This is a genomic window from Sphingobacterium olei, from assembly GCF_005048855.1.
Taxonomy (GTDB): Bacteria; Bacteroidota; Bacteroidia; order Sphingobacteriales; family Sphingobacteriaceae; genus Sphingobacterium; species Sphingobacterium olei.
In genome coordinates this window covers 179713-195471 of sequence record NZ_SUME01000001.1, presented here as the reverse complement: position 1 = coordinate 195471, position 15759 = coordinate 179713, and the positions used below count along the sequence as shown (strand labels likewise).

The following is a 15759-nucleotide window of genomic DNA, read 5'->3' as shown; positions in this document are numbered from 1 at the left end:
TTGTATATCATGAAAGCATTGCCTTAAGTAATGTTGATTCAATCAGAAATAAATCATCATGAAAAGCATTATAAACATCGACGTACCATCTTTTTATCGATCAAATTACAAAATATTATCTTGGACTATAGCAGAACTGACCGACAATGGGACGACAACCTCCGTTCAGGAGGATTCAGTGACCGACAAAGAGGATATCAAAGAGGCTATTAAGGATCACATTGATAATATAATCGTCGTAATCCAAGAGAATGGCGATCTCGTGGATTATGAAGTGAAATTATCCTCGAACTTGGTCGAACCTAATAGCAAAGCGCAGTTTAACGAGGTATTTCACGAGTATTATACTGGAGATCAGTCTATTTAATCAGATAAATAACAATCGTGTTCATGGGCTTGATTATGCGTAGTAATCCCAGACAAACCCATTACTGAAAGATGAGTGCCCATTTGACTTCAATTTTAATGTTTTCCATATTTTGATTGTAAAAAACGAATAGTTTCCGTTACCAGTATTCTCAAAACGGCTTGATCGATGTCGGATAATTTTTTAATATAAATACAGGCTTTCCCTATTTTAAACTTTCCAAGATCTTTAAGCAAATGTGTATGTTCCTCTAAACCCGTAAAAACATATAGGGAAATTGCTGCTTTTCTCGGAGAAAAGCCAATAAGTGGGGCATCACCTTCGTGCCCGCTTTCATATTTGTAGTGATAGTTTCCGAATCCAATAATAGAAGGTCCCCACATTTTGGGTTCATAGCCGGAAAAATCCTTCATCAGCTTTAAAAGCTCGAAACTATCTTTCCGTTTTTGTTCGGTATCCGCAAAAGAGTGGATAAACTCTCCAGCATCCCCGTCAGTTTCTGTAGTTTTATTCTTCGCCATTGCTTATTTGTATTTATCGTTCAATCCGACACCTCGTATAATATCAGTGGTTTTATTTTTTCAATACGCTTTATTTTAATCGCTTCCTGCTTAGCTTCATCAATATATAGGCTATACTCTTTTTGTTTCCCTGAAGTCAGTTGTTTAAACGCATCGTTAAGATCTTTATCTTCATTCAGCGCTACAATTAACAATTGCGGAACAGGAACGGGCTGATGCTTTTCGGGTTTTACTTGAAGACCTTTTTCCGCAATTAAAATGGCGTCTGCAATATAGGCCGCGCCCTATTATTAAATTTATCATTGGTTAACTACGTTATTTACAGATTTCCTTCAGCTTTTTCAGGGCTTTGGGGTATGTGGTGTTAAAATAACTGAGGTAATCGTCCGTGACGTCAATCTCCGCTGTAACGGTAGTTATACCATTAATCTCTTCAAATGTATAATTCTCGAATCCTCCTGCCCATTTTTCAACTTCTTCGCCTACCGTAATTTCAATTTCTCCTTGAAGAATTCCATAATGGCGGACAGAAACAAACTTGTAAGGAATGTTCTCTACAATTTCCGAAACCATCCCCCTTCTTCTCCATTTTCATCTACCCCGGTAAAATAGATTTTTGCCCCCTTATTCCAGCTACCTTTATAAGTAGAAGTTGGATTAAATTCAGCCGTCCTATGTTCATAAGTTTTGATATCGTCTAAGCCAAGCATTGTGTTATACACCTTTGCTGTTGGTGCATTGAAACTATTTTGACTTGTATTTTTCGCATGGTTATTTCTCTTAATTTTTCATTTTTCTTGTACCTATTTATTCTTATTTTAGTTTTTCCAAAACTCCTTTTCGTTTGACTATATTTTTGTAATCCCACTGAATATCACGAGATTTTTCGAGCCATCGCTTTAAATCACTTGTTTTGATCTCAGAAACTAAGTTATAGAAAACAGAAGCATCTTTAAATTTTGATCCTTTTACATGAAGGTTTTGTTCTTCAAAATCAGCACCGCTCCAAAACATCAGTCTTATTCCCGCTTTCTGCTTGCTGTAACCCACAACAGGATTTTCGTCTAGAAACCAGACGGGATGTGCATGCCATATTTTATTTTCAGCCTCTGAGAGATGGGTAGAGATTTCCTGTGCTAGTAAATCGCAGATTGCTCTATATTCCGGCATCTGCTTGTCGTTATAGGTTTGAATATCAGAATTCATATGTAAATAGTTAATTCGTAGGTTCATAAACGCCGTCATTAATATGCTTCTGCGGCTTCAGTCGTAGAGCATTTGCATTATATAACGCAATTTACAGCATTTCTTCGTTATATCAGTTTTCATAGGACAAGAAAAAACAAATTTATTGATCACTATATCACGATAAATGACTGGTCGGAAGGCCAGGTTGGTGATCCATCGATCGACTTTTCGGGACATATCTCGGTTTTCGGAGAAGAAAGTTTGAAAAGCTTAGTTTATTGGTACGAAAAACTCGGTGAAAAGGTTTGGAAGAACATGTTTGAGCAGATTGTGAAGCGACACGCATCATCATCCTTGAATTATGCTTTGTTTGCTATTAAAACAGCGAGTGACATACATAGGAAAGTGGTGAAAGAACAGCTTACCGGGCGTTAACACTACATTATTATATAACTTAACGGTTCTGTGCCCGTCGTATGCAGGCAAAAAACATTTATGCTCTATTAATTTTTTAAATTTATTATTAGCTTGCCATTGAGCTTCGGCCTCTTACCGACTAATTTTTTATCGACCCACACACAAAGCATACTCTGGTCGCCCGGTTGCTGCGGATCCCAATCTTTCTTCCAAATGATATCGACATCATGGTGATGATAGCGTAAGTTTCCTAAGAAAAAATAATCCCATTTATTCTCAGGTAATAAAGGTTCTAAGGTGAATTTATGCTCATGAGATGCCTTAAACCCTAAAAGATCTTCAATGATGATATCTGGAAAAGTAGAATGGAAATAATCCTGCTGTCCTCCAAACGCTTCGCCATCACTGGGGATATACCATTCGCCAATATTTAACTGCGCTGTACCGTGCATATGGCTCAGCTTTTGGACATAATCATACAATAAATCCTTGTCTGTCTCTAGTATCTCTTTCTTATAATGCCGCAGGTAGTTGGCATAAGCTTTATATACGATTGAATTCTGGAATGGCCAACCACGTCCGTTCCAAGCGTACGCCTGTTCGTTATAATAGGGGTGTTGTCTTTCGGCAGTCGTCATTCCCATATTGTTGTAAAATCCTTGAGGTGAAGAAAACATGTCCCAAGCCTTCTCATATTTATGATGATCCTGAAGCGGGATCATATTAAAATACCATGGCGTATACCCTACAGATTCCCGCACCCTCGCCTCATAATCGCCTATTCCAAACGGATTATCACCTGCACTGTAAGTGTTGAAAAACTGATCTTCCTCATTCCATAAAACATTTAAAACGTTTTGCTGTATCGCTTGGGCACGTAAACCGTACATTTTTATCTTTTTCTGGACAGCGTCATCATGAATCACATTGCCATCCAATTTATACAAGTTGGAAAGCGATCTCATATTAGCATAAGCATATGCGTTAACGGAAGGACGTACCAGATAATAATCTGGATACCCCTTCCGATAGGCCTTTGGAAATTGTCTGGCTTGAACAGATTGAGCTGCCTTGTCCGTTGTTCCCCACCCCAGGTAATAATCTCTCCAATTTTCGTGTGTATAGATATCATAAGCGCCTTTACTTTCAATCAATCCCAAAACGGCTGAAAGACTGAACTCCATCCCGTCATACAAATCCAAAATCTTGTACATTCCGGCTGTTTTGGAGTCGCGGTTATGAACAGTGAACAAACTATCCCACACCTGTTGATGCACCTCCAGATGGGGCAACATATCATGAAGCCAAACTGTATTAGGATGTATCTTTAAAAATGCTTCCACGCCATCAATCATCCAGCTCGAAAAATGATGACTTTCGGGTCGGCTTAAATACGTAAGGAAGTTGCCATTTTCCCGTTGATTTAATCGAGAGGCGGATCCCTTCATAAAATAGTCGGCATAGGAATTCAAAAACCGAGGATCCCGTAGCCACCTCACATCGTAAAACTGATGGCCTGCCGGACAGGTTATGGCGCCACTAAGGGATGCCCAGGCTGGTACACCGAAGAACTCTGTAATAACCCAGTATTTTTGTTGATCTTCTGGATCTTCGTATTCTTTCAAATGTTTACTGATCATCCACCAACGGTAATTATAGACTTTAGTGATCGCATCATCCGAACTAACAAAAAAAGGAATATTTTGCTGTAAAAAAGCTTTATTATTAGATGCGTTAAATGGCCCATCAGATTCTGGACGACCGGTATAATTGTTGAATTCGTCGACATGCGAAACAAGGGTGTCTTCTGAAGCTGTTCTGAGACGCCGTAATTCAGTTTCGTACAGCACCTTTTTGGGTGTAGAACAGGATATGGAAAGAGTTACGATCAAAAGCAATATACTTCCGATAAAAGGGAAAAGGATATTGATCTTAATAAAAATTATTTTCATTGTGGTTTATAATAGATTCATGGGTTAATATAAGTGCATGTAGCGTTACAGTTTATTATTTAAATACACACTATGGAACACTGCATTTTCATCTTCTGTACCTTGAAAATGCAGTCCTGGTCTAGGACTCCTATCCCAAGGGGAGATACCACTAACACGTGTAAGTCCGCGATCTTCTGGCACGATCTCAACCCAGGTGGACCACCGCTTGTAAAATGCGCGACATTGTAAGTCCGCACCCAATTCCAGTTTTAGTTCCAGTGTTGTTAAATCTTTGGGAAGTTTCTCCTGTTTTATTTGAAATTTCTCACCATCTTTCACCAACCATAATTGAATGTTATTTCCTGTAATTCCCACACCTATTGATCGATCTTTATCACCATAGATGACGATGCCTTTTTGGGCACCTTCACTACTGTTGATCAGATCGACCACGGCACCCAATTCATACACTACTGAACTTGGGCGCCATGTTAATGCTATACCTGTTGGATTATCCGGCGGGATTATCCCTCCTAGCCGAATCCCCTGTGCTGTATGGCTGAGCTCCGGCTTTGCATACCGAAAATCCCATTGCCAATACGGATTTATGTTGGGATCACCGCTGAGATCAAGCTGTACATTGTGTTGCTCATTTAAACTGGTAGCAGGTATAAACACGAAAGAAGGTTCACCCGACGATGACCATTGAAGTTCGGCCAACAATCCTTCCCTCCCCGTATAGGTTGTACCTACTTTATTGTATCCATGAAACAGGTAATACATTTTATTCTCCTTCCCCTCAACAAATGTACCGTGGCCCATGCATTTCCAATCGGTATTTTCTCCGAGGAGAACTCCTGTACCTATTCGTTCATAAGGACCTGTAAGTGATTTGGAACGTACTGCTTGTACGTGGTAATCACATCTTACTCCACAACAGTTTCCAGCCGAATAGAACATATAATAAAATCCGTCTTTTTTTAGAAAACTTTGTCCCTCTATACCAACAGCAGCAGTATCTAAAAGCAAAGAGAATGGCTCACCTTCCAACCGAAATCCATCAGCAGATAACTTACTACCGATCAACTCTATAGGGCGATCGTCAAGTCCGTAGGCTTTCCAAGTCATATAGAGTTCATCCCCCTCTCTTACTACAAAAGCATCTATGGATTCCGTACCATAGTCGACAACTATTCCCTGATCCACGAAATCGCGATCGGGGTAACGCGAAGTTGCTACACCGATACATGAAACTCCGTCTTTCTTTCTTTTTGCCGAATAATAGACGTAATAAATTCCGTTATGATAGAAATATTCTGGTGCCCAAAACGCCGATTGTGCCCATTCAGGAGGTGATGAAAAAACGAAGCCTGTCTGCTTCCAACTCAGCAAATCTTCAGACGTGTAAATCGGAAAATGTGGGCCCCATTCGCTGGATGTACCAATACTGTAATATTTACCATCTGCATATAGCACAGTTGGGTCAGGAAAATCACCGTTGATCATCGCCTTTTGTTGGCCAAAGGTCAAACAGGAAAAACACAAAAAAGAAAGGAGCAGCCCGATGTGTGAAAGCTTCTTTTCGTGGTTTAATCGAATCATAAATCGTTTTAACATAGTTAATATGCAAAATACAAAAAAAATCTTACTTTCTTCAATTGCACCTTACATCCGTTGATTAAAATGAGCCTCGGTTTATCCGTTAAAACACCTCAGTACTCCGGTTAAAAAAGGAAAATCATATTATGAAACAGTATCGGGCGGACGTTACATGTATGCGTATTCAAGCTGTATTCCAATTTTGTAAGTTTTTCACCGCCCATTTGGGGTAGTAATCACGATATCTTATTTAAGGTTGCATCAAGTTGTTCCTCGTCTAATTGATTTTCCCATTTTGCAACGACAACAGTCGCCACTGCATTACCAACTAAATTAGTAAGTGCCCGACACTCGGACATAAACTTATCTATCCCTAGTATCAGCGTCATCCCTGCTATGGGAACTTCAGGTACAACAGCTAATGTAGCTGCTAGTGTGATAAAGCCTGCTCCAGAGACACCCGCTGCTCCTTTGGAACTAAGCATTGCAACTAATAACAACAGGATCTGTTGTTCTAGACTTAGATCAATATTACATGCCTGCGCAATAAACAATGCAGCAAGTGTCATGTATATATTTGTCCCATCTAGATTAAAAGAGTAGCCTGTAGGAACAACCAGCCCCACCACGGGCTTCGCACAGCCCGCTTTTTCCATTTTCTGCATGAGAGACGGAAGAGCCGATTCTGAAGAACTTGTTGCCAACACCAACAATAACTCGTCTTTGAGGTATCTTAATAATTTAAAAATTGAAAATCCATTGTATCGCGCTACGGCCCCTAATACGACAGCTATGAAGAATATTGCGGTCATGTAGAATGTAGCGACCAACATCATCAAATTACCCATAGAACTTAGCCCATACTTCCCAATGGTAAAGGCCATTGCGCCAAAAGCACCAATTGGAGCTAACTTCATTAAAATACTAACAACTTTAAATATGGGATATGCCAGCGCATGTAAAAAATCGAGAACAGGTTTGCTTTTATCTAATGTTAATGAAATACCTATACCGAATAAGATCGCAGTAAACAATACCTGCAATATATTTGTACCACTTAAGGGGCTTATCAATGTTTGGGGAATTATATTTAGCACGAAATTCAGCAGACTTGAGTCCCTTGCATTAGTCACATAGTCCGAAACGCTATTGAAGTCTAATGTTGCGGGATCTATATTCAATCCCTTACCGGGCTGCACTACATTGCTTACAATTAGTCCCAGTATCAGTGCCAATGTAGAAAACGTGATAAAGTAAATAAAAGATTTGCCGGCAACACGCCCAATTTTTTTCATATCACTCATCGAGGCAATACCTGTTGAGACTGTGATAAAAATAACCGGTGCAATAATCATTTTAATCAATTGTATGAAACCATCACCGAGAGGTTTCATTTGCTCTCCCAAAGCTGGATAAAAATGTCCCAAAGATACGCCGATTGCTATCGCAAATAAGACTTGAATATAAAGCAGTTGATAAAACTTAGGTTTCTTTTTAGATTCTGTTGAAATTACGTTATCAATTATCATATTGGTTAGTTATGGACTTTTTCAAGAAAAAAACAGCAAGGCTCTAGCATAAGGCGTACCGCTCATTACATTAATTCATGTTGCAATTTAGAAAAAACCTGTAAAAAGTACGCTTTTTAAAAAATATGGATTTTATTGCAAGGAAGCTTTATTATCATACACATTGTCCAAAGGTTAGTAGATTATTATCTGGATCCAACATCGAAAACTCCTTTTGTCCCCAAGGTTTTATTTGTAAATCTCCCGATGGGTGTATGGTTAGCTTATTATGCAACATAAACTGGTACAACGTATCAATATCACCCGTGCGTATATATACCTGTCCATAATTTTCTTGTGGATCAAGTTCTTTGAATTCAAAAAAGTGGATTTGTATATCGTCTTTTTGTACCATTAAATAACCCTCATAATCCGCATTTCCAAATTCATGGAATCCTAATTTATTCAAGTAAAACTCTTTTGTGTTGGCTTTATTACGCATGGGTAATTTGGGGTTGATGTCTGTCAGCATATCAATAAAATTATGTTAGGTAATTTCGGTTTTTTTTTGAAAACAGTAAAATATTTTTAAAATCTGTACGTTATTATAATACAAAAAGCTTATTTGTTAGCTGTATGCAGATTAGTTACAAACTAGGTGTATAGGGTATAATGAATAACTTAAAAAAATAGAAAGCCCAAGATGTGAATCTTGGGCTTTTGAACTATTGGTATTTTGCTGAATACCATTCCATTCCCAGATTTTATTTCATAACTTCTTCTCTGCCGTTCATTCGGCGCCCCATAAGTAAAATATTAGGTTCTCGTTTTTAACTAAATCCGTCCACTTTTTGCTGACGATTTACATGTTACAACCGAAAATTAGATCCATTTATAAGCTAGAAAGAAACCAGATAATAGAAGTATTTTCTTTTAAAAATTTTATATTTATAATGCCCTGTTGAGAAACAAAATCTCTAAGGACAAGCGATCATTATCCACTAAAATTGTTTAAATTGCTATTCAGGAGAATATTACTTGTACTGTGAAGATAAAAAACAAAAGAAAATAAATTATTGCAAAATGAAAGAGCATATATACAAATCGCAAATTGAATGGACGGGCAATAAAGGAACAGGAACGGATAATTATAAAAATTACGAAAGAAGCCATAAAATAATAATAGAAAACAAAAAAATTATAGAAGGTTCTTCAGACCCCGAATTTAACGGAGATCGTAAAAGGCATAATCCAGAAGAGCTATTACTATCGTCCTTATCATCCTGCCATATGCTTTGGTATCTTCATTTTTGTTGCGTAAATAATATTGTTGTAGAAGAATATCTTGACAATGCTCAGGGTATAATGATAGAGGAACAAAATGGAAGTGGTTATTTTAAAGAAGTGACCTTAAATCCAGTAGTTCTTGTTAAAAATGATGATATGATCGAAAAGGCAATCGAATTGCATAAGAAAGCAAATGAGTATTGTTTTATTGCCAACTCTGTAAATTTCCCAGTCGGACATAAACCCGTGGTCAACTCAAAACAATAACTTATGTAACAATTGAGGATTACTCAATCGTTTAGACATCCGAAGTTTTTTAACAATGACAGATACACTTTTGTATCTTGCAGTATCATAACCTAGTTTTACAGATATGGAAGGAATAACTGGAATCATCGCAATGGTATTAATAGCAATAGTCGCTATAGAACACCTATACATTCTATGGATGGAAATGTTTGCATGGGAAACTGTCGGAAAAAGAACATTTAAATCACTACCTGCGGAGCTATTTGGAGCAACTAAGAGCCTCGCTGCGAATCAAGGTTTGTACAATGGTTTTCTAGCCGCTGGACTTATTTGGTCCTTGTGTATTGACAATCTGGAGTGGCAACGCTACGTTGCACTTTTCTTTCTCGGATGTGTGATCATCGCTGCTATCTTTGGAGCTGTCACCGCATCGAAAAGCATACTGATAAAACAGGGTATTCCCGCTATACTTGCTTTAATTTTCGTTTTGCTTACCTATGCGTAAATTTGCTTCGTAGGTAGTTCCCTTTTACGCACTATTAAATAGATGATGTTAGGTGTGGGATTAGCTCCTACACCTAACAAAGCTATCTTCTGTTTCCCCGGCCGTTGTTTTGTTTGCCTTTGTTTTCCTGTTTGTTGTACTTTTTTTGAGCATTATGTCGGCGATCATCTCTTCTGTAATCATCCCTTCGATATTCGCGTTCTCTACGCGCATCTCGCAGTACCACCTGCGAGTAATTATTGGCGTATCTCGAATACGAGATACGATGTATTCGATGATGTTGCCATGGATTACGATCGTTTAATACGACTTTATATGTACGGTACAAATTAATTTTTTTGTGCTTAGCAGGAAGCTTCGACTTTGTAACCCATCTATTACCCTGATAATAGGTATACCTTCTATGTATCACATCGTAATACACGTCAATTTCTGGCATGTAATAATAACGGGCATACGCATGACCAACAGGCCCCCAAAGTGGTTGGTTTCCGATATTGATACTGACATTAACTTGAGCTTTACCGACCTGTACAAAGCCAATTCCTAAAAATACGAGTGCGAAGTAAACTACTTTTTTCATAATAACCTCCTTTAAATTAAATGCTCCTAAGAGACGATAAATCTTTTATCTAAGTTTATTATTATGACTGCATAGTATTGCAAAGGGATTAACAGGCTAAACGTTAAAATATGTAAAGAAAATGCGACAATTAAAACGTTAATCCGACTTTAAGCCCCCAATTAAACAGATTCAACTCTTCTCTATGCTGAACCACTGCGTCTCCTCCAATTAGTTCAAAAATCTGTCTTTCAGTTTGTTGATACTCAAAATATGGACCTGCAACAAGCCCCAGTCTATTTCTGAAACGAATACTAACTCCTGTAGACACATCAGCAATAAAACCAGATTTGAATTTCGCATCATCTGCGTCAAAATTGATCCTGTAAAAATCTTTGACATCAGAATTCAAATTTACCCCAAACGCATACCCCAAAGATGTGCTAATAAAAGGTGATGCTTTCTTATCCAGGAATCGAACATTAAGATGACCATATAACGGGATCATTAATTCTTGATTAAAGTCGAGGTCGAACCAGTCATTTCCAGAAGTAGAATAATCGAAATCCAGGTAATGCCGGATACCTGTCCCCGCACCTAAGGACACGTACGGACTTAATGCAAACTGACCGACGTAATCAAACTTCAATTGCATCATCTCTACCTCCTCATCCAAGACAGTAAATCCTGAACCAAATGTTACCTTACTTTGAAAGCCAGGTGTAAAACCGGTTTGACCAAAAGCTGTAAAAGAAGCAAAGGTCAATAATAAAAAGAAAAATTTCTTCATAATTTTATTTTTTGTTGATAAAGATAGTTTTTGTTAGAGAAATATCAAATACACTTATTCTATTTAATTGGCATCATTTTCCTATCTTTGTGGAATTTTAAAATTATCAGCAAAACTAATGGCTTTACAATGTGGTATCGTTGGCCTACCGAATGTAGGTAAATCAACATTATTCAACTGTTTGTCCAATGCAAAAGCGCAGGCGGCTAACTTTCCTTTTTGTACTATAGAACCTAATATTGGTGTCATCACTGTTCCCGACGCCCGTTTAAATAAATTAGCCGAATTGGTAAATCCGCAACGCATTGTACCCAATACGATCGAGATTGTAGATATTGCAGGTCTGGTAAAAGGTGCTTCCAAAGGAGAAGGGTTAGGCAATCAATTTCTAGGTAACATCCGTACGACGAATGCGATCATACACGTACTACGTTGCTTTGACGATGGTAATGTCATTCATGTTGATGGATCCGTAGATCCTATTCGTGATAAAGAGATAATCGATACAGAGCTTCAACTGAAGGACTTAGATACTGTGGTAAAACGTATCCAAAAAGTCGAGAAAATGGCGAAAACAGGTGGGGATAAGGATGCAAAAAAAACTTTTGAAATTCTTTCTATTGTAAAAGAACACCTAGAGGCTGGTAAATCTGCACGCACGGCGGCAATATCAGAAGAAGATTTTGAATACATCGAGGATCTGACCTTACTAACCATCAAACCCGTTCTATATGTATGTAATGTGGATGAAGCTTCTGTAAACACGGGAAATGATTATGTAACTCGCGTTAAAGAAGCAGTAAAAGAAGAAAATGCAGAGGTGTTGATTATTTCGGCACAGATCGAATCTGAAATTGCTCAACTGGAAAGCTATGAGGAACGTCAGCTATTTTTGGATGATCTGGGCCTGACCGAATCGGGAGTGCACAAGTTAATTCGTGCAGCCTATTCGCTATTGGATCTAGCCACTTACTTTACCGCCGGTGTACAAGAAGTGCGCGCCTGGACGATAGAAAGAGGATTTACAGCGCCTCAGGCGGCGGGTGTAATCCATACCGATTTTGAAAAAGGCTTTATCCGTGCTGAAGTAATTAAATACGATGATTTTGTGAATTTCGGTTCAGAAGCAGCCGTGAAAGAAGCAGGAAAACTCGCTGTAGAAGGAAAGACATATATTGTAGAAGATGGTGATATCATGCACTTTAGATTTAACGTATAGTCTATTATAATACTATAAAAATAAACGGGGATGTTTACACATCCCCGTTTATTTTTTCTCCAATTTGGACAATTTCAGATAACCTATTTCAAGTTTATCCTCAGAAAGATTTTCAATTACGGGTTCTATCTGTAATGCATATTTTGCCTTTAATTTGGCAGGAAGCATATCTTCTACTTGATAAATATCATCCAGATCTATACCATACTTTTCGTCGATATGCGACGATGTATGGTGTTGCCAAAAGACGGTCTCCTTTCCTGTTCGTATTGCTTCGCTCATATCATTCGCAACGACCAATTGCTTGTAATGATATTCTTCAAAATCGCCAGCTTTATAACCTCCTAAATTAAGAAAGTAAAGTTTGACATCCCTATTGACCGCTGCGTCACGAGGCACTATGTTAATGGAATACGACTTCACTTTCGTTACTTTCCGGTAAGAATCTATATGTAACTTATCACCTGGTTCTGGCCAAAAGTCGCGCATATCAGGTACGAGATCTACTATAGTATCGCCTATTCCAAAAAAAACATCATGTTGCTCAATAAATCGCGTAGGCGGGTTGGCACCTAACAAAACCATAAAAAGGTGCATTACAAATTATTTTGGGCTTGTTTGGAACGAATTTCTAAATTGACAATAATATCGCGTTTTCGACCTTCGATCAGTGATAAGTTTCCTGCCACAAATACACCTTTATGGCCCGAAATTGTATTCCGTATTCCATACACGGATGACTCATCGCTAGGATCAGTTATCCCTTCATACCGGTATAAATAATCGATCGTAAAATTATCAGATTCTGAAAATAACTCGTCAAATTCTTGATTGTAATCGATTGTATACCCTGCTTTATTTAATTTTTCTAATGCTATGACAGGTGTGTCATAATTGAAAATAGTCTCCATAAATTGTGTTCTTGATATACAATTATAACAAATAATGATGCTTTAGGTTTCCATAATATAAACTTTTAAAAATTGCTGTACCTTTGCACTTAAATAATACGCATATCATGCCACATACGCCACCCGAAACAAAACATACATCTTCAGAAGCTTTTGATCGATTATTGCAGGTTCTGCACACGTTACGCGAAGAATGTCCCTGGGATAAAAAACAAACGATGGAGAGTCTTAGGCTTCTTACAATAGAGGAAATGTATGAGCTAACGGATGCCATATTGGATAAAGATACAGAAGAAATCAAGAAAGAACTCGGCGACGTCATGATGCATCTAGTCTTTTATGCACGTATTGCAGAAGAACAGCAGCGATTTGACATTGTCGATGTGTTGAACGCAGTATGTGATAAATTAATCACAAGACATCCCCATATTTATGGCGACATCCAGGTAGCTAACGCCGAAGAAGTAAAACAGAATTGGGAAACAATTAAGCTAAAAGAAGGTAATAAATCCGTATTATCTGGTGTTCCGAATGGACTCCCTGCCCTAGTAAAAGCCTACCGCATACAAGACAAGGTGCGCGGAGTAGGATTTGATTGGGAAGATAAAACACAGGTATGGGAAAAAGTAGAAGAAGAGCTTGCGGAATTTAAAGCGGAATTTAATCTTGAAAACGAGACCGAAGTAGATTATGATAAAGCCGAACAGGAATTTGGTGATCTGCTTTTTTCCCTGATCAACTACGCCAGACATATGGGCATCAATCCCGAGAATGCTTTATCGCGAACAAATAAGAAATTCATGTTCCGGTTTTCTCATCTTGAAAAAAGAGCTCGTGAAAATGGGCAGGAACTTAAGGATATGACACTAGCCGAAATGGACGTATATTGGAACGAAGCGAAAACGTTGAAATCGTAAGATGTGATTGTACCTATCAAGGTTCATCGCAATCTAACGTTTCTAAACTAACGAATAGCTTTTCAAAAGCCTCAAATTGACGCCCATCGTATGAAATATGGGGTAACTGGTGATTTACTGCATTCCACCAGCCATATACCAAAACATAGTCAAACGCTAGGTCGTACTTATTGGATTGAGCAATATTCGACTGGTAGTTATTCCAAAGCCTTTCCGGATAACCGTTTTTTTCCATTTGCTTTTTTGTTAAATATTCATAAGACTTTAATAATTTAGTTTTTCGATCCACTAAAGCCTCAGCATACTGTCTTATCTCCGTATTATCCTGATATAAACGCAGTAGCACATTGGGGTTATGCTCTGCTTCTAACTGAATTAATTTTGCTTTATAAGTCTTATCCAAATAAATAAGAGTCGAATCAAGCAGGGCCTCAAAGAAAGGTTCTTTTACAACAGATAGATTTTCTAACTTATTTTTGATCTCTACATAACTCCTTTCTATTTTTTCTTTGTCGCCACTATAACGAAAAAATATACCCTTTATCAATTCATATGTATCTTTCAGTTCTTTCTCGGTATACTTTCCACTATCGTAAAAGCCTTCATAAGTACACAATTCATCCGAAAAAACAACCGACTTTTCCTGTGCATAAACAACATTGAGCATAGCGCAAAATAATGCAATGTGTATAAATTTCTTTCCCATCACTGTACTTTATTGGTGCATCTAAATATAAGTAAGATTAATAAATTAACGAATTAATATGTAAATTCGCAGGTATATGGAAACTGTTGTCAGCGGTATCAGAAGTACCGGAAAATTACATTTAGGAAATTATTACGGAGCATTGGGTAATTTTGTTAAGATGCAAAATGAATACAATTGCTTCTTTTTTATAGCGGATTTACACTCTTTAACAACTCACCCTACTCCACAGGACTTACAGTCTACTGTTCGACAAGTGGCAGTCGAGTATTTAGCAGCAGGAATCGATCCCGAAAAATCTACTATATACGTTCAATCGGATGTACCAGAAGTTGCAGAGCTGTACCTTTACATGAATATGAACGCCTATCTAGGTGAATTAGAACGAGCGACCTCTTTTAAAGATAAAATTCGTTCGAACCCAAATAACGTGAATGCTGGTTTACTGACTTATCCGGTATTAATGGCCTGCGATATCTTGATACACCATGGCGTAAAAGTACCTGTAGGAAAGGATCAAGAGCAGCACCTCGAAATGACCCGAACATTTGGAAATCGTTTTAATCGCATATACGATGTAGATTATTTCAAAGAAGCATTTGCATTTAGCTATTCTGACAAACTGGTGAAAGTACCTGGATTAAGTGGACAGGGTAAAATGGGTAAGTCCAACGGTGAAGGCGATTGCATCTATTTATCGGATTCACCGGACGTGATACGTAAAAAGATAATGCGTGCACAGTCTGATTCGGGGCCAACAGAAATGAATCAGGTAAAACCGGACTCCATACAGAATCTCTTTGACCTTATGAAGGTAGTGTCTACTGCAGATACGCTACAACATTTTGATGATCTCTATAACAGCTGCGAGATACGTTACGGTGATTTAAAAAAACAATTGGCGGAAGATATGGTTTTAGCAACAGAGCCTGTTCGGTCTCGTATAGAAGATATATCCAACGATACTGATTACATTAAGAAAGTAGTACGATTAGGAGCTGAGAAAGCGCAAGCCAGTGCACAGAAAACGATTAAAGAGGTGAGGGAGATTATTGGACTTAAAAAACTATATTAAATTT

At 38.0% G+C, this 15759-nt stretch carries 21 protein-coding genes; 7 read left to right on the top strand and 14 right to left on the bottom strand.

What is annotated here, in order from left to right; genetic code table 11:
* Positions 1–58 precede the first annotated feature (58 nt).
* A complete protein-coding gene (locus FAZ15_RS00830) occupies positions 59–367 on the top strand; it encodes a hypothetical protein (protein WP_136899191.1) in 309 nt (102 codons plus the stop codon).
* A gap of 95 nt (positions 368–462) precedes the next feature.
* Here FAZ15_RS00830 and FAZ15_RS00825 read toward each other — a convergent pair whose 3' ends face one another.
* From FAZ15_RS00825 to FAZ15_RS00810, 5 genes are all read right to left on the bottom strand, one after another.
* A complete protein-coding gene (locus FAZ15_RS00825; protein ID WP_136899189.1) occupies positions 463–888 on the bottom strand; it encodes a DUF1801 domain-containing protein in 426 nt (141 codons plus the stop codon).
* A 20-nt stretch (positions 889–908) separates the two neighbouring features.
* The gene (locus tag FAZ15_RS23075) at positions 909–1142 is read right to left on the bottom strand and encodes a YdeI/OmpD-associated family protein (RefSeq protein ID WP_394343804.1); all 234 of its coding nucleotides are present in this window, start codon (positions 1140–1142) and stop codon (positions 909–911) included.
* Positions 1143–1203: 61 nt separating this feature from the next.
* Entirely contained in the window at positions 1204–1461 is a 258-nt protein-coding gene (locus FAZ15_RS00815; RefSeq protein ID WP_202912280.1) for a hypothetical protein, read from the bottom strand.
* A complete protein-coding gene (locus FAZ15_RS22655; RefSeq protein ID WP_202912279.1) occupies positions 1443–1598 on the bottom strand; it encodes a hypothetical protein in 156 nt (51 codons plus the stop codon). The genes FAZ15_RS00815 and FAZ15_RS22655 overlap by 19 nt, the downstream gene beginning before the upstream one ends.
* A 103-nt stretch (positions 1599–1701) precedes the next feature.
* A complete protein-coding gene (locus tag FAZ15_RS00810; protein ID WP_136899187.1) occupies positions 1702–2094 on the bottom strand; it encodes a DUF1801 domain-containing protein in 393 nt (130 codons plus the stop codon).
* Positions 2095–2166: 72 nt separating this feature from the next.
* Here FAZ15_RS00810 and FAZ15_RS00805 point away from each other — a divergent pair, with 72 nt between their 5' ends.
* Positions 2167–2511: a protein kinase family protein gene (locus FAZ15_RS00805; protein WP_136899185.1), complete on the top strand. Its 345-nt coding sequence runs from the start codon at positions 2167–2169 to the stop codon at positions 2509–2511.
* Positions 2512–2579: 68 nt separating this feature from the next.
* Here the strand turns inward: FAZ15_RS00805 and FAZ15_RS00800 are convergent, their stop codons facing one another.
* The 4 genes from FAZ15_RS00800 to FAZ15_RS00785 all read right to left on the bottom strand — a co-directional run bounded on the left by FAZ15_RS00800 (position 2580) and on the right by FAZ15_RS00785 (position 8066).
* Positions 2580–4445, bottom strand: a complete 1866-nt coding sequence (locus FAZ15_RS00800) for an MGH1-like glycoside hydrolase domain-containing protein (RefSeq protein ID WP_136899183.1) — start codon at positions 4443–4445, stop codon at positions 2580–2582.
* A gap of 45 nt (positions 4446–4490) precedes the next feature.
* Positions 4491–6029 carry a glycoside hydrolase family 43 protein gene (locus tag FAZ15_RS00795; protein ID WP_238387104.1) on the bottom strand — a complete coding sequence of 513 codons (1539 nt, stop codon included), beginning with the start codon at positions 6027–6029 and terminating at the stop codon, positions 4491–4493.
* Between the two features lie 233 nt (positions 6030–6262).
* Entirely contained in the window at positions 6263–7555 is a 1293-nt protein-coding gene (locus tag FAZ15_RS00790; RefSeq protein WP_136899179.1) for a dicarboxylate/amino acid:cation symporter, read from the bottom strand.
* 154 nt (positions 7556–7709) lie between these two features.
* Entirely contained in the window at positions 7710–8066 is a 357-nt protein-coding gene (locus tag FAZ15_RS00785; protein ID WP_136899177.1) for a bleomycin resistance protein, read from the bottom strand.
* 551 nt (positions 8067–8617) lie between these two features.
* Here FAZ15_RS00785 and FAZ15_RS00780 point away from each other — a divergent pair.
* The gene (locus FAZ15_RS00780; protein WP_136899175.1) at positions 8618–9088 is read left to right on the top strand and encodes an OsmC family protein; all 471 of its coding nucleotides are present in this window, start codon (positions 8618–8620) and stop codon (positions 9086–9088) included.
* Positions 9089–9194: 106 nt separating this feature from the next.
* Entirely contained in the window at positions 9195–9575 is a 381-nt protein-coding gene (locus FAZ15_RS00775; protein ID WP_136899173.1) for a DUF1304 domain-containing protein, read from the top strand.
* 82 nt (positions 9576–9657) lie between these two features.
* Here FAZ15_RS00775 and FAZ15_RS00770 read toward each other — a convergent pair whose 3' ends face one another.
* Together FAZ15_RS00770 and FAZ15_RS00765 are read right to left on the bottom strand one after the other, a co-directional pair.
* Positions 9658–10158 carry a hypothetical protein gene (locus FAZ15_RS00770; RefSeq protein ID WP_136899171.1) on the bottom strand — a complete coding sequence of 167 codons (501 nt, stop codon included), beginning with the start codon at positions 10156–10158 and terminating at the stop codon, positions 9658–9660.
* 130 nt (positions 10159–10288) lie between these two features.
* Positions 10289–10927 (bottom strand): hypothetical protein, encoded by a 639-nt coding sequence (locus FAZ15_RS00765; RefSeq protein ID WP_136899169.1) that lies wholly within the window; start codon positions 10925–10927, stop codon positions 10289–10291.
* A gap of 118 nt (positions 10928–11045) precedes the next feature.
* On the opposite strand from FAZ15_RS00765, the gene ychF reads away from it, so the two are divergent.
* On the top strand, positions 11046–12146 hold the full coding sequence (ychF, locus tag FAZ15_RS00760; protein ID WP_136899167.1) for a redox-regulated ATPase YchF: 1101 nt from the start codon (positions 11046–11048) through the stop codon (positions 12144–12146).
* Between the two features lie 48 nt (positions 12147–12194).
* Here ychF and FAZ15_RS00755 read toward each other — a convergent pair whose 3' ends face one another.
* Together FAZ15_RS00755 and FAZ15_RS00750 are read right to left on the bottom strand one after the other, a co-directional pair.
* The gene (locus tag FAZ15_RS00755; protein ID WP_136900074.1) at positions 12195–12731 is read right to left on the bottom strand and encodes a DUF1543 domain-containing protein; all 537 of its coding nucleotides are present in this window, start codon (positions 12729–12731) and stop codon (positions 12195–12197) included.
* An 11-nt stretch (positions 12732–12742) separates the two neighbouring features.
* The gene (locus FAZ15_RS00750; protein ID WP_136899165.1) at positions 12743–13057 is read right to left on the bottom strand and encodes a hypothetical protein; all 315 of its coding nucleotides are present in this window, start codon (positions 13055–13057) and stop codon (positions 12743–12745) included.
* A 107-nt stretch (positions 13058–13164) separates the two neighbouring features.
* Here FAZ15_RS00750 and mazG point away from each other — a divergent pair, with 107 nt between their 5' ends.
* Positions 13165–13974, top strand: coding sequence for a nucleoside triphosphate pyrophosphohydrolase (gene mazG / locus FAZ15_RS00745; protein WP_136899163.1), 810 nt, complete (start codon positions 13165–13167; stop codon positions 13972–13974).
* 16 nt (positions 13975–13990) lie between these two features.
* On the opposite strand, the gene FAZ15_RS00740 is transcribed toward mazG, so the two are convergent.
* Positions 13991–14680, bottom strand: a complete 690-nt coding sequence (locus tag FAZ15_RS00740; RefSeq protein WP_136899161.1) for a hypothetical protein — start codon at positions 14678–14680, stop codon at positions 13991–13993.
* Positions 14681–14756: 76 nt separating this feature from the next.
* Between FAZ15_RS00740 and trpS the strand changes: the two genes are divergently transcribed.
* Positions 14757–15755 carry a tryptophan--tRNA ligase gene (gene trpS, locus FAZ15_RS00735; protein WP_136899159.1) on the top strand — a complete coding sequence of 333 codons (999 nt, stop codon included), beginning with the start codon at positions 14757–14759 and terminating at the stop codon, positions 15753–15755.
* Positions 15756–15759 lie beyond the last annotated feature (4 nt).